The organism is Kitasatospora sp. NPDC051914 (assembly GCF_040680995.1).
Taxonomy (GTDB): Bacteria; Actinomycetota; Actinomycetes; order Streptomycetales; family Streptomycetaceae; genus Kitasatospora.
Genome location: NZ_JBFAXX010000024.1, coordinates 48,611 through 71,004 on the forward strand (window position 1 = coordinate 48,611; position 22,394 = coordinate 71,004).

General features: G+C 74.1%; 24 protein-coding genes. 7 read left to right on the top strand and 17 right to left on the bottom strand.

The window, feature by feature from the left end; all coding sequences use genetic code 11:
- Nucleotides 1-18 precede the first annotated feature (18 nt).
- Together AB0M03_RS17680 and AB0M03_RS17685 are read right to left on the bottom strand one after the other, a co-directional pair.
- Nucleotides 19-531, bottom strand: coding sequence for a GNAT family N-acetyltransferase (locus AB0M03_RS17680; protein WP_363492445.1), 513 nt, complete (start codon nt 529-531; stop codon nt 19-21).
- A 72-nt stretch (nt 532-603) separates the two neighbouring features.
- Nucleotides 604-1,008 (bottom strand): ankyrin repeat domain-containing protein, encoded by a 405-nt coding sequence (locus AB0M03_RS17685; protein WP_363492446.1) that lies wholly within the window; start codon nt 1,006-1,008, stop codon nt 604-606.
- A gap of 309 nt (nt 1,009-1,317) precedes the next feature.
- Between AB0M03_RS17685 and AB0M03_RS17690 the strand changes: the two genes are divergently transcribed.
- The 3 genes from AB0M03_RS17690 to AB0M03_RS17700 all read left to right on the top strand — a co-directional run bounded on the left by AB0M03_RS17690 (nt 1,318) and on the right by AB0M03_RS17700 (nt 3,853).
- Entirely contained in the window at nt 1,318-1,512 is a 195-nt protein-coding gene (locus AB0M03_RS17690; RefSeq protein ID WP_095871811.1) for a hypothetical protein, read from the top strand.
- An 89-nt stretch (nt 1,513-1,601) separates the two neighbouring features.
- The gene (locus AB0M03_RS17695) at nt 1,602-3,218 is read left to right on the top strand and encodes an FtsK/SpoIIIE domain-containing protein (protein ID WP_363492447.1); all 1,617 of its coding nucleotides are present in this window, start codon (nt 1,602-1,604) and stop codon (nt 3,216-3,218) included.
- Nucleotides 3,219-3,478: 260 nt separating this feature from the next.
- Nucleotides 3,479-3,853, top strand: coding sequence for an RNA polymerase-binding protein RbpA (locus tag AB0M03_RS17700; RefSeq protein ID WP_030276069.1), 375 nt, complete (start codon nt 3,479-3,481; stop codon nt 3,851-3,853).
- Nucleotides 3,854-4,046: 193 nt separating this feature from the next.
- Here the strand turns inward: AB0M03_RS17700 and fxsA are convergent, their stop codons facing one another.
- From fxsA to AB0M03_RS17730, 6 genes are all read right to left on the bottom strand, one after another.
- Nucleotides 4,047-4,613, bottom strand: coding sequence for an FxsA family membrane protein (fxsA, locus tag AB0M03_RS17705; protein ID WP_363492448.1), 567 nt, complete (start codon nt 4,611-4,613; stop codon nt 4,047-4,049).
- Nucleotides 4,614-4,669: 56 nt separating this feature from the next.
- Nucleotides 4,670-6,298 carry an apolipoprotein N-acyltransferase gene (gene lnt / locus AB0M03_RS17710; protein WP_363492515.1) on the bottom strand — a complete coding sequence of 543 codons (1,629 nt, stop codon included), beginning with the start codon at nt 6,296-6,298 and terminating at the stop codon, nt 4,670-4,672.
- A gap of 186 nt (nt 6,299-6,484) precedes the next feature.
- Nucleotides 6,485-7,288, bottom strand: coding sequence for a phosphatase PAP2 family protein (locus AB0M03_RS17715; RefSeq protein WP_363492449.1), 804 nt, complete (start codon nt 7,286-7,288; stop codon nt 6,485-6,487).
- Between the two features lie 36 nt (nt 7,289-7,324).
- Nucleotides 7,325-7,918, bottom strand: coding sequence for a TetR/AcrR family transcriptional regulator (locus AB0M03_RS17720; protein WP_363492450.1), 594 nt, complete (start codon nt 7,916-7,918; stop codon nt 7,325-7,327).
- A 181-nt stretch (nt 7,919-8,099) separates the two neighbouring features.
- Entirely contained in the window at nt 8,100-9,713 is a 1,614-nt protein-coding gene (locus AB0M03_RS17725) for an amidohydrolase family protein (RefSeq protein WP_363492451.1), read from the bottom strand.
- Between the two features lie 30 nt (nt 9,714-9,743).
- Nucleotides 9,744-10,184, bottom strand: a complete 441-nt coding sequence (locus tag AB0M03_RS17730; RefSeq protein WP_363492453.1) for an Lrp/AsnC family transcriptional regulator — start codon at nt 10,182-10,184, stop codon at nt 9,744-9,746.
- 263 nt (nt 10,185-10,447) lie between these two features.
- Between AB0M03_RS17730 and AB0M03_RS17735 the strand changes: the two genes are divergently transcribed.
- From AB0M03_RS17735 to AB0M03_RS17750, 4 genes are all read left to right on the top strand, one after another.
- The gene (locus AB0M03_RS17735) at nt 10,448-10,861 is read left to right on the top strand and encodes a hypothetical protein (protein WP_363492454.1); all 414 of its coding nucleotides are present in this window, start codon (nt 10,448-10,450) and stop codon (nt 10,859-10,861) included.
- Between the two features lie 239 nt (nt 10,862-11,100).
- The gene (locus AB0M03_RS17740) at nt 11,101-11,688 is read left to right on the top strand and encodes a hypothetical protein (RefSeq protein ID WP_363492455.1); all 588 of its coding nucleotides are present in this window, start codon (nt 11,101-11,103) and stop codon (nt 11,686-11,688) included.
- A gap of 389 nt (nt 11,689-12,077) precedes the next feature.
- Nucleotides 12,078-14,006 carry an AAA family ATPase gene (locus AB0M03_RS17745; protein WP_363492516.1) on the top strand — a complete coding sequence of 643 codons (1,929 nt, stop codon included), beginning with the start codon at nt 12,078-12,080 and terminating at the stop codon, nt 14,004-14,006.
- A gap of 99 nt (nt 14,007-14,105) precedes the next feature.
- Nucleotides 14,106-14,792: a YoaK family protein gene (locus AB0M03_RS17750; protein ID WP_363492456.1), complete on the top strand. Its 687-nt coding sequence runs from the start codon at nt 14,106-14,108 to the stop codon at nt 14,790-14,792.
- Between the two features lie 30 nt (nt 14,793-14,822).
- Here AB0M03_RS17750 and AB0M03_RS17755 read toward each other — a convergent pair whose 3' ends face one another.
- The 9 genes from AB0M03_RS17755 to AB0M03_RS17795 form a co-directional block, all read right to left on the bottom strand.
- Nucleotides 14,823-15,875, bottom strand: coding sequence for a hemolysin family protein (locus AB0M03_RS17755; protein WP_363492457.1), 1,053 nt, complete (start codon nt 15,873-15,875; stop codon nt 14,823-14,825).
- A complete protein-coding gene (locus AB0M03_RS17760; RefSeq protein ID WP_363492458.1) occupies nt 15,872-17,224 on the bottom strand; it encodes a hemolysin family protein in 1,353 nt (450 codons plus the stop codon). Before AB0M03_RS17760 ends, AB0M03_RS17755 begins: the two co-directional genes overlap by 4 nt.
- Nucleotides 17,225-17,410: 186 nt before the next feature.
- Nucleotides 17,411-17,857 (bottom strand): PH domain-containing protein, encoded by a 447-nt coding sequence (locus AB0M03_RS17765; protein ID WP_363492459.1) that lies wholly within the window; start codon nt 17,855-17,857, stop codon nt 17,411-17,413.
- 58 nt (nt 17,858-17,915) lie between these two features.
- The gene (hisG, locus tag AB0M03_RS17770) at nt 17,916-18,764 is read right to left on the bottom strand and encodes an ATP phosphoribosyltransferase (RefSeq protein ID WP_363492460.1); all 849 of its coding nucleotides are present in this window, start codon (nt 18,762-18,764) and stop codon (nt 17,916-17,918) included.
- Nucleotides 18,765-18,810: 46 nt separating this feature from the next.
- Complete coding sequence (locus AB0M03_RS17775; RefSeq protein ID WP_263102331.1) at nt 18,811-19,083, bottom strand: phosphoribosyl-ATP diphosphatase; 273 nt, start codon at nt 19,081-19,083, stop codon at nt 18,811-18,813.
- A gap of 82 nt (nt 19,084-19,165) precedes the next feature.
- Complete coding sequence (ribH, locus tag AB0M03_RS17780) at nt 19,166-19,651, bottom strand: 6,7-dimethyl-8-ribityllumazine synthase (protein ID WP_363492461.1); 486 nt, start codon at nt 19,649-19,651, stop codon at nt 19,166-19,168.
- A 62-nt stretch (nt 19,652-19,713) separates the two neighbouring features.
- On the bottom strand, nt 19,714-20,973 hold the full coding sequence (locus tag AB0M03_RS17785) for a bifunctional 3,4-dihydroxy-2-butanone-4-phosphate synthase/GTP cyclohydrolase II (protein ID WP_363492462.1): 1,260 nt from the start codon (nt 20,971-20,973) through the stop codon (nt 19,714-19,716).
- A complete protein-coding gene (locus tag AB0M03_RS17790) occupies nt 20,970-21,617 on the bottom strand; it encodes a nicotinamide mononucleotide transporter family protein (protein ID WP_363492463.1) in 648 nt (215 codons plus the stop codon). Before AB0M03_RS17790 ends, AB0M03_RS17785 begins: the two co-directional genes overlap by 4 nt.
- Nucleotides 21,614-22,276 (bottom strand): riboflavin synthase, encoded by a 663-nt coding sequence (locus AB0M03_RS17795; protein WP_363492464.1) that lies wholly within the window; start codon nt 22,274-22,276, stop codon nt 21,614-21,616. The genes AB0M03_RS17790 and AB0M03_RS17795 overlap by 4 nt, the downstream gene beginning before the upstream one ends.
- Nucleotides 22,277-22,394 lie beyond the last annotated feature (118 nt).

The window sequence follows — 22,394 nt, forward strand, 5'->3', positions numbered from 1 at the left end:
TGATCCGTCAGCGCCGGGTCAGCCGTCGAGCGGCTTTCCCATGCAGACGCTCTGCTCGGAGTCCTTGTAGTAGCCGAACTTGGTGATCGGCAGGTAGCCCTCCGAGCGGTAGAGGGCGATCGCCTCCGGCTGCTCGGTGCCGGTCTCCAGGACGAACCGGGTACGGCCCGCCTCCCGGGCCGTGCCCTCCAGGTGGCGCAGCAGGACGCGGGCGAGGCCGCGCCCGCGGGCCCGCTCGACGACGTACATCCGCTTGAGTTCGGCGTCGCCTTCGAGCAGCCCGTCGCCGTTGCCCTCCTTGGCGCGCCAGCCGCCGCAGGCGACCGGGTCGCCGTCCAGGTAGCCGACGACGAAGAGGCCGTACGGCGGGTCGAAGTGGTCCTCGTGCATGGACGTCTGGTCGATGTCCCCGTAGCGGCGGACGTACTCCTGCTGGACCTCGGCGGCGAGCTTGGCGGCGTCCGGGTGGCCGTAGCCGGTGGTGCGGATCTCCAGGACCGAGGCGGCCGGGGCGTTCGACGTGTTCGACATGGGCACCAAGCCTAGGGCTTGCCCGACCGTGCCCGTCGCGCGCGCGACGCCGGACAAGCCCGGGGCTTGCGATCAGCGGCCCTCGAACCGGGCGACCAGTGCGTCCTTGCCGAACATGCGGGCGGTGTCGAGGGCGGAGGGGGTGCCGGCGGCCGGGTCGGCACCGCCGTCGAGGAGGGCGGCGACCACCTCGTCGTAGCCCTTGAAGACGGCACCGGCGAGCGGCGTCTGGCCGCGGTCGTTGGCGCGGTCGGCCTCCGCGCCGTGCTGCAGCAGGGTCTGCACGACGGCGGTGTGGCCGTGGTAGGCGGCGAGCATCAGCAGGCTGTCGCCGCGCTCGTTGGAGAGGTCGGCGGGTGCTCCGGCGTCGAGGTAGGCGGCGAGCATGGCGGCGTCGCCCGCGCGGGCGGCGTCGAAGAGCCGGCCGGCGAGCTCGACGACCTCGGCGTCGGGGGTCTGCGGGGTGTCGTCGGTCATGAGCGGCCCTTTCCGATGTCGCTTCCGGGCGCACCTCGGGTGCGCGGATTCCGGTACGCACCGTAGCGGACGACGCCGGCGCCCAAAGGTCACGCATCCGTTCGGGCGAATTTCCCGGTTCAGCCGAGGGCGATCACGCCGCGGGGGGACGCCTTGGAGCGCACGGCCGGGGCTCGGTGCGCATACCTCCGAACGCTCCGGACACGAGCAGGACCACCCGTTCGCCGCACTCCACCAGCTATTACCTTTTGTCACGATTAAGACACTTTTGGTAACACTGTCCCCGCCCCCTCACGAGGAGCTGACCACGTGATCCTCTCCATTTCCGGCATCGTCCTCTTCGGCACCATCGCCTTCCTCTTCTTCCGCCGGGACGGACTCAAGGTCTCGCACGCCCTGGTCTGCGCACTGTTCGGCTTCTACGTCGCGGGCTCCTCCATCGCCCCCAGCATCACGGCGGGCGGGGCGACACTCGCCAGCCTCATCGGCGGCATCAAGTTCTGATCCCACGGCACGACTGCGGCCCGGGAGCGGACCCCACCGCCCCGGGCCTTCCTCCTTCCGCCCCTGTCCCACCGCTCGGGGAGCCCGCCATGTCCCTCACCCGCCATCTCAACCGCGGCCGCGACCTCGCCCGCACCGCAGGCGACCACGCCGCCGACATGTTCGCGCCGCTCACGCTCATCGGCCGCGGGCTGCGCCACCACCTCGAGTGGACCAGGAGCCGCTGGGCGGCCACCCCGAAGGAGCGGCGCGGTCCCACGCTGTTCCTGACGGCGGCCCTGGCGCTGGGCGTCTTCCTGCTCCCGCACGGCCTGCTGTTCACCCTGGCCGCACTGATGGCGAGCGCCGCCTGGGCCGGCCGCCGCCCCAGGGCCGCCGCCGCCCCCGAGCCCGACGCCGGCGACCTCAAGCTCGCCGCCCTGTACACCGCCCTCACCCCGTACCTCGCCGGGCCGGACGACATGAGCCCGCTCTACAGCCTCGACGGGCAGTACAAGAACGCCTTCGGCGGCTGGGAGTTCGACGGCGACGGCCGGCTCGCCGCCCTCGAGATCGCCTACCCGGCCTACTTCACCGACACCGAGCCCGCGGCCCGGGCCCGGATCGAGCAGGTCGTCCAGGGCAAGGCGGGCCGGGCCCGCGAGTACCGCTTCGACTGGGACGAGGAGTCCAACCGGCTGCGGGTGACCGCGCTCGCCCCACTGGCCACCGACATCACCGCGCAGCGCTTCGTCACCGCCCCCGGCGAGATCGTGCTCGGCTTCACCGACACCGCCGGCAGCAGCCGCACCATCCCGGTCACCCAGGGCGGCACCGTCGCCCAGCAGCCGCCGGTGGTCTGGCGGGTCGGCCCGCGCAGCCCCGAACCGCACCTGCTGGCGCTCGGCTCCACCGGCTCCGGCACCTCCACCCTGCTGCGCTCGGTCGCCCTGCAGGCCCTGCCGCACGGCGACCTGGTGGTGATCGACGGCGCCGGCACCGGCGAGCACGCCTGCCTGGTCAACCGGCCCGGGGTGCACACCGTGGAGACCAGCCTGCACGGCGCGGTGGCCGCACTGGAGTGGGCCGCCAAGGAGACCGAGCGGCGGCTCGGCCTGCTGAACGCCGCCCGGCACAGCGGCATCGCCGCACCCGAGGACGCCACCCGGCCGCTGTGGCTGCTGCTCGACCACCCCACCGAGCTCAGCGAGCTGGCCCAGGCCGAGGAGCAGCCCGACCCGCAGGACCTGCTGGAGATCCCGCTGCGGCACGGCCGCGCCGCCCGGGTCACCGTGGTGATCGCCGAGGACGTCGAGGCCTACAACCGGCTGCGCCCGACCGTACGGGCCGCCACCCGCACCAAGGTGGTGCTCGGCCCGGTCACCCCCGACCTCGGGCGGGCCGTGCTCGGCGCCGCGCTCGACATCACCCCCGCCGCGCACACCCCGGCCGGCCGCGGCTACGCCCGGGTCGGCGCCGCCGCACCCGTCCGGCTGCAGGTGCCCGCCACCGTCGACCCGCTCGACGAGGACGCCCCGGCGCAGCTGCGGGACGCGGTGATCGCGCTGCTGCCGCACCGCGACACCCGGACGGAGGCGCCGGCACCGTCCGCGGTCACCGACCGGGCCGAGAAGCTGGTCGCGGAGCTCGACGCCGACCTCGGTGCGGAGATCGGTGCGGAACTCGGGAAGGACACCGGGACGGTCCGGCCGCGTCCGGTCTGGTGAACCGGCCTGGGCTACCGTGTCGGCCGTTCGTGGAGCCCGAGTGGGTCGTCCGGGTGATCGCTGTGCGCACCAGGAGTGGTACGCAGGGTGACATCCCCGATCAGATGTGACAAATCGGGCGCCGATGGGTACAAACGTGGGCGGCACGACAGGCGACGCATGTCCCCGGACGGGAATCTTCGTCGACGGCCGAGCGTTGACCGAACGACGAAGACAGCGACCACTAGTCCTGTGGGCCATAAGCCCGGGAGGCACGATTCATGAGCGAGCGAGCTCTCCGCGGCACGCGACTCGGGGCCACTAGCTACGAGACCGACCGTGGTATCGATCTGGCTCCCCGCCAGACCGTCGAGTACGCATGTCAGAACGGACACCGCTTCGAGGTCCCGTTCTCCGTTGAGGCGGAGATCCCCTCGGTGTGGGAGTGCCGTTTCTGCGGCCAGGAGGCCGTACTTCTCGACGGCGAGGAGCCGGAAGAGAAGAAGACCAAGCCGACGCGCACCCATTGGGACATGCTGATGGAGCGTCGGACACGCGAGGAGCTGGAGGAGGTGCTGGCCGAGCGGCTGGCCGTGCTCCGCTCCGGTGGCATGAACCTCGCGGTACACCCGCGCGACAGCCGCAAGAGCGCGTGACACCGTCCCCGGCCCGGCCGGGGGTGGCACCGAGAAGGGCCCGGGCAATCTCGCCCGGGCCCTTCGGCGTTCCCGGCAGCCTTCGGCCTTCGGCGTTCCCCAGCCCTTCGGCATCGGGAAAGCCCTTCGGCGATCGGAAACGGCCGGGGCTTCCCGCCCGCAGCGGGAAGCCCCGGATGTCGTGCCCGCAGGCTCAGCCGGTGATCGGCGGACGGTACTCGGTGTCCGGGCGCGGGCCCGTGCCCGGCTCGACGACCTCGCCCTGGATGACCGTGCTGCCCGGGCGGTGGATGCGCAGCTGCTCCTGCAGCCGCATCGCATCGGCGAAGCGGTCGTCACCGACCGGGGCGGTGGAGCGCAGGGCGCCCTCCGCCGCGCGGCGGGCGCCGGCCCGCCACAGCGCCCTGGTGGGCGGGAAGAGCAGGGTCAGCGCCAGCGCGTCCGACAGGAAGCCCGGCAGGATCAGCAGCACGCCCGCGAGCACCGTCATGGTGGTCGGCGTCTGCGCCTGCCTGGGTTTGGGGTCGCGGCTCTGCTCGACGGCCGCGCTGAAGGCGCGCATCCCGGCGCGCTTGATCAGCCAGCCGCCGAGGAACACGCCGCCGAGCAGCAGCAACAGCACGGTGAACCAGCCGGCAGCCGATGCGACGACCGTCAGCAGCCAGATCTCCAGGACCAGCCAGGCGGCGATCAGCAGGGGCAGCACCCGGCGCAGGGTGCTGCGCCGGGCGGGGCGGGCCGGGGTGGCTTGCTGGGTCACGGTAGGAATCCACTCCATCGGGGTGCTCTCCCACCGGCCGGCTGCTCCGGCCGCGACTACGGCACCACCGGGTTCAACGGTTCCGCGTCCTCGGGTGTTCCGCCCGAGCGGCGCCGGCGGACGGCGCCCGCCGCGACGGCGCCGCAGGCCAGCAGCCCGGCGACGGCCAGCGCCCACTCCGGCGCGGCGCCGACCCGGTCCGCCACCGTGCGGGAGTCGCGCAGCGGCACGGTCGCGTTCAGGACGGCCGGGGTGAGCTCCTGGGTGCGGGAGACCACCGAGCCGTCCGGGGCGATCACGGCGCTGATGCCGCTGGTGGCTGCGATCAGGACGGCGCGGCCGTGCTCGACGGCGCGCAGCCGGCTCATCGCGAGCTGCTGCTCGGTCTGGCCCTTGCGGTTGTAGGTGGCGTTGTTGGTCTGGACGACGATCACGCGGCCGCCGTCGTTGACGGTGTCGCGGACGATCTCGTCGTAGGCGATCTCGAAGCAGATCACGTCGCCGATGCGGGCCGGGCCGAGCTGCATGACGCCGTTGTGGTCGCCGGGGTAGAAGTCGCGGGCGACCCGCTGGAGGCGCTCGATCACCTTGGAGAGCTCGGCGCGGAACGGCACGTACTCGCCGAACGGCACCGGGTGCTGCTTGGTGTAGGAGGCGCCGGGGCCGGTGGCGGGGCTCCAGACGATGCCCTCGTTCTGGACGTGCTGCGCGTCCGGGCCGTCGACCAGGGCGCCGACCAGGGTCGGCACGCCGATCGCCCGGACGGCCCGGTCGATCCGCTGGTAGGCGGCGGGCTCGGAGAGCGGGTCCAGGTCGGAGGCGTTCTCCGGCCAGATGACGACGTCCGGCTTGGGGGCGCGGCCGGCCGCGACGTCGGCGGCGAGCTTCTCTGTCCCGGTCGCGTGGTTGTCGAGGACCTGCATCGGACGGCCGAGGAAGTCCATGCCGGGGCGCGGCACGTTGCCCTGGACCAGGGCCACCTTCACCGTGTCGTCGCCCTTGGTCGGGACGGGGACGACCAGCCCGGCCAGCAGGGCGGCGACGGCGCCCAGCCCGGCGAGGGCCGCGGCCTTCGGCGAGCGGCGCGGGCCGCGGCGCAGGCGGAGGACCGCCCAGGCGAGCAGAGTGCCGCAGAGCGCCACCGCGAAGGTCACCAGCGGGGCGCCGCCGAGGGCCGCGAGCGGGGTGAAGGGGCTGTCGGTGTTGGCGAAGGCGAGCCGGCCCCACGGGAAGCCGCCGAGCGGCAGCCGGTCGCGGGCCCACTCCTGGGTCACCCACAGGCAGGCCCCCCACAGCGGCCAGGCGCGCAGCCGGGAGGTGGCGGCGAGGCCCGCGCCGAGCGCGGCGAGGAACAGCGCCTCGATCACCGACAGGCCGACGGTCGCGTCCCAGCCGACCACGCGCAGCCAGGCGAGCAGCCCGAGGAAGAACGGCAGGCCGAAGGCGAAGCCCGTCCAGGCGCCCTGGCGGAGCGTGCGGCCGCGGGTCAGCAGCGACAGCGCCGCGACACCGGCGATCGACAGCGGCCAGAGGTCGTACGGGGGGAAGGCCGCGACGAGGAGCAGCCCGGCGAGGACCGCCAGCGCCGTCCTGGGCAGGCCCGCGCGGATGCGGGCGAGCCGGCCGGGCCGCTGGGCCTCCTCGGGTCGCGGCGGCCGCGCGGCGGTGTCCGCCTCGTTCGCCACCGTGCGCTCCTGTTCCACCGGCACTGCCACCTGCGCACCGTCTCTCTGGCTGTACCGCCTGGGTCGTCGGTCCGCCCCCGGTGGCGTCCCGTCCGAAGACGGTACCCCGGATCAGTGTGCATCCGGAGGACGGGGGTACGGCCCGGGAAGCGGTCCGGTCGGGTCCCGGCCGCGGCGACGGCGGGGTCAGGTCGTGGCGGGAGCGGCTTCCGCTGGGGCGGGGCGGCGGCGCTGGCCGGGCAGGCGCAGCGGCGGCAGCGGCGGTGCGGCCGTCGGCGGGCGGAGCAGCAGCAGGGCGGCGCCGGTCAGGGCGGCGGCCACGATGCCGTCCAGCCAGTAGTGGTTGGCGGTGCCGACGACGACCAGGAGCGTGACGGCCGGGTGCAGCAGCCACAACCAGCGCCGGCGGGAGCGGGTGGCGGCGATCAGGCCGACGGCCACCGTGAGGGCCCAGCCGACGTGCAGCGAGGGCATCGCGGCGAACTGGTTGGAGAGGCTGTCGGTCGCCGGGTCGCCGTAGACCGCCGGGCCGTAGACGCGGGCGGTGTCCACCAGGCCGGTGGCCTCCAGCATCCGCGGCGGGGCGAGCGGCACCAGCAGGTGCAGGGCCAGGCCGGCGCCGGTGAGGACGGTCAGGACGCGGCGTATCCACACGTAGTGGCCGGGGCGGCGCCAGTACGTCCAGAGCAGGAAGAGCACGGTCGCCGGGAAGTGCACGGTGGCGTAGAAGGCGTTGGCGGCGTGCACCAGCAGGTCGCTGTGGAGCAGGACCCGCTGGACGTCGCCCTCACCGGGCAGGTGCAGGGTGCGCTCCAGGCTCCAGACGTCGGCGGCGTTGCCGAACGCCCGGGGGACGTGGCCCTCCGCGGCGATCCGGCCGAGCCGGTAGACGGTGTAGAGCGCGGCTACGAGGAGGAGTTCGCGCAGCGGGTGGGGGCGGAGCCGGCGCCCGGTGGGCGGCACCGGCTCGGTGGGTGTGTCGGGTGGCATGTCCGTCCTGTGGGAGGTGCGGTCCGGGAGGCGGGGTCAGAGGCCGAGGGCGGGCAGGACCACGGCGTCGACGTAGTGGGCGAGGTACTCCGGGTCGGCCTCGACGCCCTCCAGCAGGGGGCGGGCGGAGAGTGCGCCGAGCACCATGTGCGGGACGAAGGGCGCGGCCGGGCAGTCCGGGGCGAGTTCGCCGCGGCGGACGCCGCGGTCGAGCATGGCGCCGAGGGCGGCGGTCTCGGGCTCGACCACGAGGCTGCGGAAGGCGCGGAGCAGTTCCGGGTCCTTGTGCATCGCCTGGCCCAGGGCGCGCATCAGGGCGGCGTCGCGGAGCGAGGTCGCGCAGCGCAGGCGGAGGAGTTCGCGGAGGTCACCGCGGAGGGTGCCGGTGTCGATGTCGGCGGCGGTGATGGGGCGGCCGCTGCGGAGGGCTGCCGCGACCAGCTCGGGCTTGCCGTTCCACTGGCGGTAGAGGGTGGCTTTGCTGGCGCGGGTGCGGGCGGCGATGGCGTCCATGGTCAGCGCGTCGTACCCGACCTCGCGGAGCATCTCGATCACGGCCTCGTACAGCTCGTGCTCGCGCTCCTCGGTGAGGCGGCTGCGGCGCGCTCGCGGCTCGGCGTCCGATGTCACGGCGACCTCCCGGCGAACGAGAGGGAACGAAACGGTTTCGTACCCGTTCACACCCTACGCCTGCGAACGGCCCCGGCCCCGCCGGGGCAGGCCCAACGCACACGGGTGAGCGCAACAGGGGCGCGTGGGGGCACCTCCCGGCCCCCACGCGCCTCTGCTCCGGCCGGCCCTTCTGCGCCTGTCAGGCCTGGTGGACGGTGCGGCCGCGGACGACGGTGCGGAGGCAGGTGGGGAGGGGGTGGCCGGGGGTGAGGTCGGGGAGGCCGGGAGTGCCGGAGCGGGGGTCGGTGGACCAGCCGGCGACGCGGGAGTCGGGGGCCTGGACGACCAGTTCGTCGGTGTCCCAGACGGCGTAGCTGGCGACGGCGCCGGGCACCAGGACGCCGTCCGCGTCGCGGCCGAGGGCCCGCCAGCCGCCGCGGGTGTGGGCGGTGAAGGCGGCGCGGACGGAGATCCGGTGCTCCGGGGTGCGGTGGAAGGCGGCGGCGCGGACGGTGCCCCACGGGTCGAGCGGGGTGACGGGGGCGTCGGAGCCGAAGGCCAGCGGGACGCCGGCGCGGAGCATCGCCGCGAAGGGGTTGAGGGCGGCGGCCCGCTCCGCGCCGAGCCGCTGGACGTACATGCCGTCCGGTCCGCCCCAGGCGGCGTCGAAGGCGGGCTGGACGGAGGCGGTGAGGCCGAGTTCGGCGAAGGCGGCGATGGACTTGTCGTCGAGGTGCTCGGCGTGTTCGACCCGGTGCCGCAGGGCCCGGACGCGGTCGATGCCGACCCGGTCGGCGGCTGCGCGGACGCCCGCCACGACGGCGTCGACCGCGGCGTCGCCGATGGCGTGGAAACCGGCCTGCAGGCCGGCCTCGGTGCAGGCGGCGACGTGGTCGGCGATCTGGTCGGCCGTCAGGTAGGCGGTGCCGTGGACGGGGGCCTCGGCGGTGCCGGCGTCCCGGTAGGGGGCGTGCAGGCAGGCGGTGCGGGAGCCGAGCGCGCCGTCGACGAACAGGTCGCCGCCGGCGCCGACCGCGCCGAGGCGGCGGGCGGTGTCGACGGCGCCGAGCTCGCCCCAGTAGCCGAAGACCTCGGGGCCGTTGCCCTCGGCGGCGAGGGCGAGGAGTTCGGCGAGGTCGTCCTCGGAGGAGATGTCGGGGCCGGCGCACTCGTGCAGCGCGCCGATGCCGAGGGCGGCGGCGCGGGCGAGGGCGGCCTGCTGGGCGGCGCGGCGCTGAGCGGCGGTCAGGTGGGCGAGGGCGGTGCGGCGGACGGCGTGGTGGGCGTCGCGGCTGAGCGGGCCGTCGGCGTCGAAGCCGGGGAGGTCGGCGAGTCCGGCGGCGAGGGCGCGCAGGGCGGTGGAGGCGAGCGCCGAGTGCACGTCGGTGCGGGAGAGGTAGGCGGGGGTGCCGGCGGTGGCGTCGTCGAGTTCGGCGAGCGTCGGCGGGCGGCCCTCGTCCCAGCCGCTCTCGTCCCAGCCGTGGCCGATGAGGACGCCGTCGGTGGCGCGGGCGGCCGCGGCGATGCGCTCCAGGGCCTCGGCGAGGGTGGGGCAGCCGGTGAGGTCGAGGCCGGTCAGCGCGAGGCCGGTGGAGGTGGCGTGCACGTGGGCGTCGACGAAGGCGGGGGTGACCAGGGCACCGTCGAGCTCGACCACCTCGTCGGCGGTGCCGGCGTACGCCTCGGCGGCTCCGTCGCTGCCGACCCAGGCGATGTGTTCGCCCTCGACCAGCATGGCGGTCGCGAAGGGGTCGGCGGGGCTGTAGACGTTGCCGCCGCGCAGCAGGACGGTCCGGAGGGTGCGTTCGGTCATGGGGCCAGTCTGCACCCCGGGGGCGCCCGGTCAGAGCTTCGGGGGTCGCGCCTCGTACGGGGTGGACAGGACGACGGTGGTGCGGGTGGAGACGCCGGCGGCGGAGCGGATGCGGGCGAGGAGGTCCTCGAGGTCGCCGGGGGCGCCGACGCGGACCTTGAGGATGTAGTTCTCGTCGCCGGCGACGCTGTGGCAGGCCTCGATCTCGGGGAGGCCGACGAGGCGCTCGGGGGTGTCGTCGGGGGCGCTGGGGTCGAAGGGCTTGACCGAGATGAAGGCGGTGAGCGCCAGGTCGACGGCCTCCGGGTTGATGATCGCGGTGTAACCGCGGATCACCCCGCGCTGCTCGAGGCGGCGCACCCGCTGGTGCACCGCCGAGGTGGACAGGCCGGTGGCCTTGCCCAGGTCGGTGTAGCTCATCCGGCCGTCCTGGAGCAGCAGCTGGACGATGCGCTGGTCGAGATCCTCCACAACGCGCAAACCTACTCGATGGTGCGAGCACGCGTCGCCACCGCATCGGGGGCGCTTCCGGGCGCGGGTGCGCCCGGGACGTGCAGCGGGCGGGTCAAGGGCGCACGGAGGCGGCTTGGCGGGCACATGCCGCCGGAATGTGGCGAAGGCCACAGGCCGTGCATCACCGTGCGCCGCTCTGCAGGGTTATGACCCCCTGTCGGCGGGAAGTGCTGCTGGTGGCCGGGGCCGACGTAGGCCCGGCCCGATCCGAGGGGGATCACATGCCTGTTACTGACCACCGTCCGCGCAGCGAGGACGAGGAACGCACCGAGTTCGAGTACACCCTGGGCGCGGACCCGGGCGAGGCCGACACCTGGGAGATCGTCCGGGTGCACTGCCCGTCCTGCGACCGCCCGATCGCCCTGATCGGCGACGAGGAGCGGCTGCCGCAGCACGCCGTGCTGCCGACCGCCTGGCACCCCTTCTCCGCGGCGCTCTGCCCGGGCAGCGGCGTGCCGACCGACGAGCTCGCCGAGTGCGACGAGCCGGCCGACGACGCCGACGCCGGCCTCGCGGCCCTGCTCACCCTGCCCGCCGAACTCGACTGGCGCACCCAGCCGTTCTCGCACGCCGGGGCTCCCGGCGACGGCCCCGCGCGGATTCCCGCGCAGCGCTCGCGTTCCCACCGGCGCTGACCGCCCGGCGAACGCTTCCCCGGCGCCGGGCTCCGCGCCCGGCGCGCATCCTCCCGCGCCCCGGTGGTGCACCTGTCGCTCGACCGCAGCTGCACGCGCGGGTGATCCGCTCCCCGGGCCGGTTGACGCTTCGGGCAGGCCCGCAGGTCGGGCGGGTCGCCGACCACGGCCCGGGCGGCAGTGCGGGTGCCCGGCCGAGGTGTTCCGTCGCGGGTGGTGCGCCGCCGTACGCTGGCGGCATGACGGAACTCGGTGATCTCGCGACCCGGCTGGCGGCACTGCCGCCGTCCCTGGGGCCGGTCCGGCTGGTCGCGGTGGACGGGCACGCGGGCTCGGGCAAGACCACCTTCGCCGATCGGCTGGCGGCCGAGCTCGGCGGCGCGCCGGTGGTGCACCTGGACGACCTGGCCACCCACGAGGAACCCTTCGGCTGGGCCGGCCGGCTGCACGACCAGGTCCTCGCCCCGCTCGCGCGCGGCGAGGACGGCGCGTACGAGGTGTACGACTGGACGCTGCGCCGCTTCGGCGAGGTGCGCGCGGTGCCGGCCGCGCCGGTGGTGCTGGTGGAGGGGGTGGGCGCGGGGCGGCGCGCGGTGCGCCCGGTCCTCGCCCAGCTGCTGTGGATGGACCTTGACCCGGCATCGGCCAACGCCCGCGGGCTGCTGCGGGACGGGCCGGAGCTGGCCGCGTTCTGGCAGAGCTGGATCAGGGCCGAGCGGGCGCACTTCGCGGCCGATCCGAGCCGGCCGCACGCCGATCTGGCGGTCGACGGGATCACCGGGAGGATCGTCCGCTGCACCCACGGTGAGCATCCATCCCCCTCTTGACCTGGGGTGTTGCCAGGTCTTAAGTTCAAGGCGTCGCGAGATTAGTTGATCTCGCAACCTTCAGACACGGCATCTCCGGCTTGTTCCCCCGTGAGCCGGAGATGCCGTTCTGCGTTCGCGGCAGTGCCGCCCTCCCCCAACGCCCGCGCTGCCACGGATATTTGACCTGGCGCGGCACCCTTCCGGATCAGCCCCGCCCCGGTACGATTCCAGGCAGGCGCGCATGCGCCCCGGGGGCTGCGCGAACTGACGGAAGGTCCGTCCGGCGATCCGTCGGCCGACCGGGCCTCGATGCACACTGCGGGGGGCGTGGGGTGACGGTGGACAGCGGCAACGGTTCCGGCGGCACAGGACCGCACAGGCAGGCCGACCGCGCATGGCTGCGCGCGATGGACGCCTACGCGGCGGGCTCCTACGCCCGCGCCGAGGAGGAGTTCCGTACGGCGGTCCGGCTGGACCCGGGCATGGCCGACGCCTGGCTCGGCCTGCACGCCCTGCGCTGCGACACCTCCGGCGCCCTGCTGGCCATGCACCGCCACCGCGACCGGTTCGGCGAGCAGCGGCTGCGCCACCGGCGCCCGCTCAGCTCCTGGTACTGGCTGGGCTGGTGGGTGCAGCCCGTACTGGAGGACGCCCGCGACCTGGCCCTCGCCCACGCCTCGCACTGGCTGGACGGCCGCCACCTCGCCGAGCTCGACCGGGCGCTCGCCGACTGCCCGCCCGCCGACCAGGACCCGTCGGTGCGCTTCCTGCACGCCTGCCGCTCCTACCTGGTCAAGGACTGGGAGCAGCTGATCCGGGACACCGACCGGCTGCTGGACGACCCTCTGCTCGGCATCGAGGCCGGGCTGTTCGGCGGCATGGCCAGAGTCAGACTCGACATGTGCGCGCAGGCCCAGACGCCGCTGGCCGCCTCGCTGGCCCGCTGCCGCTCCGAGCAGCCGCAGCGCAAGGAGCTGCGCTACTGGCTGGCGCGCGCCTACGAGGGCGCCGGGCGCAGCGCCGCCGCGCTCCCCCTGTACCGGGCGGTGCACCGGGCGGACCCGGCGTTCATGGACACCGCGGCCCGGCTCGCCGCGATCACCGCCGAGGACGGGGTGCTGGACGGCCTGCTGGACGGGGCGGAGCCGGTGGACGGCCCGGACGCCCTGGACCCGCTGGACGTGCTGGAGACCGCCCCGGAGGTGCTGCCGCCGGCCCTGCCGTCCGGGTTCGGGGAGCTGTCCGACGGCCCCGACCTGCCCGGTTTCGTGGACCTGGGTGATCTGTCGGACTTCGCCGAGCCGGCGGGCCGGCCGGCGCCGGCCGGGCTGTCCGGGGCGTCCGCTCCGCCGGCCGAGCCGGTGGCGGAGCGCTCGGGCGGCGGCGAGGGCCTGTCCGGCGCTCCCCCGCGCACGCCCGGCGAGGCCGAGGCCGCCCCCGGGCAGGCGCCGGCCGTCTCCGCGGCCGGGCTGAGCCTGCAGCAGGAGCTGGACGCGGCGCTGTCCGAGCTGGAGCGGATGGTCGGCCTGGAGCCGGTGAAGCGGCAGGTGCGGGCGCTGTCGGCGCAGCTGCGGATGTCCCGGCTGCGGGCGGAGCGGGGGCTGCCGGTGCAGCCGCCGAAACGGCACTTCGTGTTCTCCGGGCCGTCCGGCACCGGCAAGACGACCGTCGCCCGGATCCTCGGCCAGGTCTTCCACGCGCTGGGCCTGCTCTCCGGCGACCACCTGGTCGAGGCCCAGCGGGCGGACCTGGTCGGCGAGTTCCTCGGCCAGACGGCGGTGAAGGCGAACGAGCTGATCGACTCGGCGCTGGACGGGGTGCTGTTCATCGACGAGGCGTACAGCCTGTCCAACTCGGGGTACAGCAAGGGCGACGCTTACGGCGACGAGGCGCTGCAGGTGCTGCTGAAGCGGGCCGAGGACAACCGGGACCGGCTGGTGGTGATCCTGGCCGGCTACCCGGAGGGCATGAACCGGCTGCTGGCGGCCAACCCCGGGCTCAACTCCCGCTTCACCACCCGGGTGGACTTCCCCAGTTACCGTCCGGGCGAGCTGACCGAGATCGGCCGCACCCTGGCGCTGGCGGGCGGCGACGGCTGGGACGAGGACGCCGCCGAGGAGCTCGCCTCGATCTGCGGGCACGTGGTCACCGAGGGCTGGATAGACGAGCTCGGCAACGGCCGGTTCATCCGCACCCTGTACGAGAAGTCCTGCGCGTACCGCGACCTGCGGCTCAGCGCCCACCGCGACCTCCCCAGCCGGGAGGACCTGGCGACGCTCCGCCTGCCGGACCTGCTGCAGGCGTACGGCGAGCTCATCGACGGCCGCACCGGCTGAGCCCCTCCCCCGCAGCGCCGGCTGAGCCGTTCCGGTGAGCCGCCCCGAGCGGGCGGCCCGTCGCCGGTGTTGCGCGCGGCCCGCCTGGTACCAACAAGGGTGCTCGCGACGACCCGGCGCCCCGCCCCGCAGACCGTGGCGCTGCTGCTGCTGACCGCGGTCACCGGCATGGTCGAGGCCACGAGCTTCCTGGGCCTCGGACACGTGTACACCGCGGTGATGACCGGCAACATCCTCTTCCTGGGCTTCGGGCTGGGCGGCGCGCACGTGTCGGTGGCCGGCGCCGGGCTCGGCCTGGCCGCGTTCTCCCTGGGCGCGCTGCTCGGGCACGTGGTCAACGACGGGCTGGTGCGGCGGCGCGGGGAGCTGTGGACGCCGGTCGCGGTGGCCGGGGTCGGGATGCTGCTGGCGCTCGGTGCGGTGGCCGCCATCGGTGTGGAGAAGCAGCAGGACCTGCCCTCGGGCCGGGCGCTGGCGGTGCTGGGCGTGCTGGCCCTGGCGATGGGCTGGCGGAACGCCGTCGCGCTGCGGATCGCCGCCCCGGACCTGCCGACCACCGTGCTCACCCGGGGGCTGACCGGCCTGCTGCGGGTGCACGCCGAGATGGACTCGCGCGAGCGGGAGGCCGCCGCGGTGGTCGTGATGTGCGGCGGGGCGGCGCTCGGCGCCCTGCTGCTGCGGGCCGGTCCGGCGGTGCCGCTGGCCGCCGCCGCGGCCGTGGAGCTCGCCTCCGCCGCCGTGTTCGCCGTGTACGGCAGCCGGAAGGCCGCCGGCCCCGCACGGTGAGCGCGGGGCCGGCGGGGCGGAGTGCGGACGCTAGGGCTTGTCCGACAGCGCGGCGCTGCGGTGGTCCGGGTCGTGGACCTCGCCGACGAGCTCCTCGAGGACGTCTTCCAGGGCGACCAGGCCGAGCTGGCGCCCGTCGGCGTCGACCACGGCGGCCAGGTGGGCGGCGGCCCGGCGCATCGCGCCGAGGGCGTCGTCCAGCGGCAGCCCGGCCCGCACGACGGTGATCGGGCGGCGCAGCCGCTCGGGCATCGGCGCGTCCGGGTCGTCCGCGTCGAGCACGTCCTTGACGTGCAGGTAGCCGAGGACGGTGCCGTCGGCGTCGACCACCGGGAAGCGCGAGAAGCCGGTGCGGACGGCGAGCCGCTCGATCTCGCGCGGGGTGGCGCCGAGCGGCACGGTGACCAGCTGGTCGGGCTGCAGCAGGACCTCGGTGACCGGCCGCTCGCCGAGCTCCAGGGCGTCCTCCAGGCGCTCCTGGCGGCGCTCGTCGAGGAGGCCGGCGTCGGCCGAGTCGGCGAGCAGGTGCAGCAGTTGCTCGCTGTTGAAGACGGACTCGACCTCGTCCTTGGCGTCGACCTTGAACAGCCGCAGGACGCCGTTGGCGAAGGCGTTCAGGAAGGCGATGAAGGGGCGCAGGATCCGGGCCAGGCGGTCGAGCGGCGGGCCGAGCCAGAGCGCGGCCTTCTCGGGGCCGGCGAGGGCGATGTTCTTGGGCACCATCTCGCCGACCACCATGTGCAGGAAGACCACGACGGCGAGCGAGACGGCGTAGCTGAGCGGGTGCATCAGCGACTCGGGCACGCCGACCGCGTGGAAGGGGTCGTGCAGCAGGTGGGCGATGGTCGGCTCGGCGAGGGCACCGAGGCCCAGCGAGCAGACGGTGATGCCGAGCTGGGCTGCGGCGAGCATCGCGGAGACGTTGGACAGCGCGTGCATCACGGTGCGGGCGCGCCGGTTGCCGGCGTCGGCGAGCGGTTCGATCTGGCTGCGGCGCACCGAGATGACGGCGAACTCGGCGCCGACGAAGAAGGCGTTGCCGAGCAGCAGGAGGATGGCTGCGGCCAGTTGGAGCGCGGTCATCGGCCCTTCCTCCCGTCCGTGTCGGTGTCGTCGCCGGCGAGGTCGCGGTCGATCCGCTGGATGCGGACCCGGCCGGTGCGGTGGCGGTCGACGGCGAGGACGGTGAAGCGCCAGCCGGGCAGTTCGGCGGTGTCGCCGACGGCGGGCAGCTTGCCGAGCAGGTCGGCGAGCAGGCCGCCGAGGGTCTCGTAGGGGCCTTCGGGGGCCTGCAGGCCGATGGCCTCGAGCTGGCCGGTCCGGGTGAGGCCGTCGGCCTCCCAGACGGGCAGGCCGTACTCGGGCGGCATGGGCCGCAGGTCGGGCAGGTCGGCGGGGTCGTGCTCGTCCTGCACCTCGCCGACGATCTCCTCGACGATGTCCTCGACGGTGACCACGCCGGCGGTGCCGCCGTACTCGTCGACGACGATGGCCATCGGCTGCTGGCGGCGGAGACGCTCGAGGAGCTGTTCGGCGGGCAGGGTCTCGGGGACGAGCAGCGGCGCGGAGGCGAGGTGTGCGACGCGGGTGTGCCCGCGGCGGTCCTCGGGCACGCCGAGCGCGTCCTTGAGGGTGACGGTGCCGGTGACCTCGTCCAGGCTTTGCACGTACACCGGGAAGCGGGAAAGGCCGGTGGCGCGGACGAGGTTGACGACGTCGGCGGCGGTGGCGTCGTGCTGCAGGGCGACGACGTCGACGCGCGGCGTCATGACGCTCTCCGCGGTGAGCCGGCCGAGGCCGAAGGTGCGGACGAACAGTGCCGCGGACTGCTGGTCTATGGCGCCCTCGCGGGCGGAGTGCCGGGCCAGGGCGACGAGTTCGGCCGGGGTGCGGGCGTGGCCGAGCTCCTCCTGCGGTTCGATGCCGAGGGCGCGGACCATCCGGTCGGCGGAGCCGTTCAGGAAGCTGATCAGCGGGCGGCAGGCGGCGGAGAAGGTGCGCTGCGGGCCGACGACGGCGTACGCGACCTGGAGCGGCCGGGAGATCGCCCAGTTCTTGGGGACGAGCTCGCCGATGACCATCTGCAGCACGGTGGCGCCGATCATACCGATCACCACGGCGGCGCCGCGGGCGGCCGCGTCGGACAGACCGACGGAGGTGAACACCGGGGAGAGGATCACGGAGAGCGCCGGCTCGGCGAGCATACCGACCACCAGCGAGGTGATGGTGATGCCGAGCTGGGCCCCGGAGAGCTGGAACGAGAGGTGCCGCAGGGCCTTGGAGAGGTGCTGTGCGCGGCGGTCGCCGGCCTTGGCGGCGCGTTCGACGCTGCCGCGCTCGACGGTCACGAAGGCGAACTCGGCGGCCACGAAGAGGCCGTTCGCGAGGATGAGCAGGAAGGCCGCGAACAGCAGCAGCCACGCGGTGATCATCGGGCCGCCTGCTTTCCGGAGGTCGGATGCCAGGCGGCGCAGGTACTACCGGACGGATCGTCCATGGACGGGGAGTGTCACTCCTCAGGTCGTTCGGGGGGCGGCGGGCACTTTTGCCCCGGCTTTACCAGCCGTCACCAGCCTAGACGATACCGAACGAGTGCAGGGATCTTGCCCCGGCGGGCCTCAGCGACGCGCCGTTCCGCGTGCGTCGACGAGGTCGCGCAGGGTCCGGGCGGCGGTGATCGCCTGCTCGCGGCCGCCGGCGGGCTGGATGCCGACCGCGGCGAGCGAGGTGCCGTCGGCGAGGTCGAGGACGACCCAGGGGTCGCCGGCGCGCAGGTTGACCCGGACGATCTCGGCCCAGGCGAGGCGGCGGCTGCGGACGAAGTTGACCACCGTGACGCCGTTCTCGTCCGCGCTGACCCGGGGCCGGGCGAGCATCAGGCCGACCCCGGCGAAGAGCAGCCCGCTGACCACCATCATGGCGCGGTCGTTGGCGTGCCAGTTCGCCGGGAGGATGAAGGCGAGGACGGTGAAGACGATCACCAGCACGGCGCAGAGCGGCAGCAGCACGAGGCGGTTGCGGCGCGGCGCCCAGGTCACCGGCAGGGCGGCGGCGGGGGTGGACAACGGGTGGCTCCAGTGCGCGGGGCGGGGGCCGGCCGGCCCCCGCCCTGGGGTGGTTCGGTCAGAGGCGGCAGGCGTGGATGTTGGTGACCAGGATGGCGCGGGCGCCGATCCCCCAGAGGTCGTCCATGATCCGCTGGGCCTCCTTGCGGAGGACCATGGCGCGGACGGCGACCCAGCCCTCGGTGTGCAGCGGGGAGACGGTCGGCGACTCCAGGCCGGGGGTGAGGGCGACGGCGTCGCCGACCCGCTCGGCGCGGATGTCGTAGTCCATCAGCACGTACCGGCGGGCCACCAGGACGCCCTGGAGGCGGCGCAGGAACTGCTCGACGGCCGGGTCCTCGCCGGAGCCCTTGGGGCGGATCACCACCGAGTCGGACACCAGGATCGGGTCGCCGAAGACCTCCAGGCCGGCGTTGCGCAGGCTGGTGCCGGTCTCGACGACGTCCGCGATGACGTCGGCCACACCGAGCTGGACGGCCGTCTCGACCGCGCCGTCCAGCTTGGTGACCGTCGCCTTGACGCCGCGCTCGGCCAGGTGCTGCTCGACCAGGCCGGTGTAGGAGGTGGCGATCCGCATGCCCTCCAGGCCCTGCACGTCCTCGACCTCGACGCCGAGCGGGCGGGCGAAGCGGAAGGTGGAGCCGCCGAAGCCGAGGGCGAGCACCTCCTCGGCGTCCGCGCCGGAGTCGAGCAGCAGGTCGCGGCCGGTGATGCCGATGTCGAGCCGGCCGGAGCCGACGTAGACGGCGATGTCCCGCGGCCGCAGGAAGAAGAACTCGACCTGGTTCTCCGGGTCGACCAGCACGAGTTCCTTCGGGTCCTTGCGCTGGCGGTAGCCGGCCTCATGCAGCATCTCCGCCGCGGGACCCGAGAGAGAACCCTTGTTGGGAACGGCGATGCGGAGCATGGGGAATGGGTCCTTCGCTGTGGGAGGGGTGGCTGACACGGTGCGGTCAGAGGTGGGCGTACACGTCGTCGAGCGTCAGCCCGCGGGCGATCATCATCACCTGAAGGTGGTAGAGGAGCTGGGAGATCTCCTCGGCCGTCTGCTCGTCCGACTGGAACTCGGCGGCCATCCACACCTCGGCGGCCTCCTCGACGACCTTCTTGCCGATCGCATGGACGCCCTGCTGGACGAGCTGCGCGGTGCGGGAGGACGAGGGGTCGCCGTCGGCGGCCTTCTGCTGGAGCTCGGCGAAGAGCTCCTCGAATGTCTTCGAAGCCATGATGAGCTCACCATACGGGGTGCGGGCTGACCGACGGTAAACGGTTCCGGACCGTGGACAGTCCGGTGGGACAATCCCCCGCCTACCGTCGGGGCTCGTCGGCACCGCGCAGCGCCACCGCGGTGGCGACGGCGGCGGTGACCGCCTCGTGGCCCTTGTCCTCGGCCGAGTCCGGCAGGCCGGCGCGGTCCAGCGCCTGCTGCTCGTTGTCGCAGGTCAGCACGCCGAAGCCGACCGGGACGCCGGTGTCCACGGCGACCTGGGTCAGGCCCAGGGTGGCGGCCTGGCAGACGTAGTCGAAGTGCGGGGTGCCGCCGCGGATGACCACGCCGAGGGCGACGACGGCGTCGTAGCCCCGGCCGGCGAGCTGCTTGGCGGCGACCGGCAGCTCGAAGGTGCCGGGCACCCGCAGCACGGTCGGCTCCTCGATGCCGAGCTCCTTGAGGGCGCGGTGGGCGCCGTCCAGCAGGCCGTTCATCACCTGGTCGTGCCACTGCGCGGCGATCACCGCGACCCGCAGGTCGGCGCAGTTCTTGATGGTCAGCTCGGGGGCTCCGTGGCCGCTCACGTCGTACTTCCTCTGTCTCGAAGGCTGTGGTGGTGTGCGAAGGCTGTGGTGGTGCGGGGTGGTCAGGAGTCGGTGTCGAGCCACGGCAGGTCGTGGCCCATCCGGTCGCGCTTGGTGCGCAGGTAGCGCTCGTTGTGCTCGCCGACCCGGACCTCGACGGGCACCCGGCCCTTGACCTTGAGGCCGTGCTCGGTGAGCGCGTTCTGCTTGTGCGGGTTGTTGGTCAGCAGGGTCAGCGAGCGCACGCCGAGGTCGGAGAGCATCTGGGCGCCGATCGAGTAGTCACGGGCGTCCGCCGGCAGGCCGAGGTCGAGGTTGGCGTCGACGGTGTCGCGGCCCTGCTCCTGCAGCTCGTAGGCGCGCAGCTTGTGGGTGAGGCCGATGCCGCGGCCCTCGTGCCCGCGCAGGTAGAGGACGACACCGCGGCCGGCCTCGGCGACCTGGCGCAGCGAGGCCTGCAGCTGGGGGCCGCAGTCGCAGCGCAGCGAGCCGAGGACGTCGCCGGTGAGGCACTCGGAGTGCAGCCGGACGAGGACGTCCTCGCCCTCGGGGAGGCGGCCGTCGGCGTCGAGGCCGCCGGCGACCAGCGCGAGGTGCTCGACGCCGTCGATGGTGCCCTTGTAGCCGACGGCGGTGAAGTCGCCGTACTCGGTGGGCAGGGCGGTGACGGCGGCCCGGTCGACGTGCAGCTCGGTGCGGCGGCGGTAGGCGATCAGGTCCTCGATGGAGATGATCGCGAGGCCGTGCTCGCGGGCGAAGGCGACGAGTTCGGGCAGCCGGGCCATGGTGCCGTCGTCGTTGACGACCTCGGCGATGGCGCCGGCCGGGGTGAGGCCGGCGAGCCGGGCCAGGTCGACGGCGGCCTCGGTGTGGCCGGGCCGGACCAGCACGCCGCCGTCGACGGCGCGCAGCGGGAAAACGTGGCCGGGGCGGGTGAGGTCGGCGGCCTCGGTGCCGGCCGAGGACAGCAGCCGGATGGTGCGGGCGCGGTCGGCGGCGGAGATGCCGGTGTCCACGCCGTCCCGGGCGTCGACGGAGATGCTGTAGGCGGTGCCCTTGCGGTCCTCGTTGACGGCGGTCATCGGGGGCAGCTTGAGCCGGTCGAGCTCCTCGCCGGTCATCGGGGCGCAGATGACGCCGGAGCTGTAGCGGATGGTGAAGGCGAGGAGTTCGGGGGTCGCGGCGGAGGCGGCGAAGACGATGTCGCCCTCGTTCTCGCGGTCCTCGTCGTCGACCACGATCACGGCGCGGCCGAGGGCGATGTCGGCGATGGCGCGCTCGACCGGGTCGAGGGCGAGCTCGTCGGGGTGCTGGATGGTCATGCCGTGACTCCCTGCGGGACGTTGGCGGTCGAGGGACGGGCCGTACGGGTGCTCAGCCACCAGGCGCGCAGGCCGAGCAGAACCAGCACGAAGTAGATGCTGTAGGTGAGGCCGGAGAAGGCGTAGCCGCTGTTGAAGGCGAGGGGGACGCCGACGACGTCGACGGCGATCCAGGCGAACCAGAACTCGATCCAGCCACGGGCCTGGGCGTACATCGCGGCGAGCGTGCCGACGAAGATGTAGGCGTCCGACCAGGGGCTCCAGGAGAGGTCGGGGTAGGCCCGGAAGAGCAGGGCGAGGCCGACGGTGCCGGCGGCGGTGGCGGCCGCGAGGGCGGCACGCTCGGCCCAGGAGGCGAAGCGGACGGCGATCTCGCCGGTGTCGCGGCGCCCGCGCTGCCACTGGGTCCAGCCCCAGGCGGCGGTGACGATCACGATGAGCTGCTTGCCGATCAGACCGGGCACGTGGCCGCCGAGGTAGGCGGCGACGAGCACGGCGCCGGAGAGCAGCTGGACGGGCCAGCTGAGCACCGAGCGGCGCCAGCCGAGGGCGAGGGCGGTCAGGCCGAGCAGGTTGCCGATCATGTCGGCCCACTTCACCTGCTCGCCGAACGCGGTGAAGGCGACTCCGGTCAGCGCGGTCACGAGGCGTCCTCGGCGAGGTGTTCGGGCAGGGTGCGGGTGTCGAGCAGCCGCTCGACGTACTTGGCGAGGACGTCCACCTCGAGGTTGACCGGGTCGCCGACGGCCTTGGTGCCGAGGGTGGTCAGTTCGAGGGTGGCGGGGATCAGCGAGACGCTGAAGGAGTCGAGGGCGGCGTCGACGACGGTCAGGCTGACGCCGTCGACGGTGATCGAGCCCTTCTCGACCAGGTACCGGGTGATGGACTGCGGCAGCGAGAAGCGCAGCACCTCCCAGCGGGGGTTGCCGTCGGCGTCGAGGTCGCCGGGGGCACGGGAGAGCAGTTCGCCGGTGGCGTCGACGTGGCCCTGGACGAGGTGTCCGCCGAGCCGGGCGCCGAGGGCCATGGCCCGCTCCAGGTTGACCCTCGAGCCGGGCTCCAGGGCGCCGAGGCTGGAGCGGTGCAGCGTCTCGGCCATCACGTCGGCGCTGAACTCGCCGGTCTCGGCGGCCAGTTCCTCGGGGCTGTCGACCACGGTCAGGCAGACGCCGTTCACCGCGATGGAGTCGCCGTGCTTCGCACCGGAACAGACCACCGGGCCGCGCAGGCGGATACGCGAGGAGTCGCCGATCTCCTCGATGGAGACGACCTCGCCGAGCTCTTCGATGATGCCGGTGAACACCCGGGTTCTCCTCGCGCTTAGGGGCGCGGACTCCGGGGCGGCATGGGAGATGACGCGGACAGCACGGCGAGGAGGTAACCCGCCTCCGGCGCCGTCGCCGAAGAGAGCTCTCCTGCAC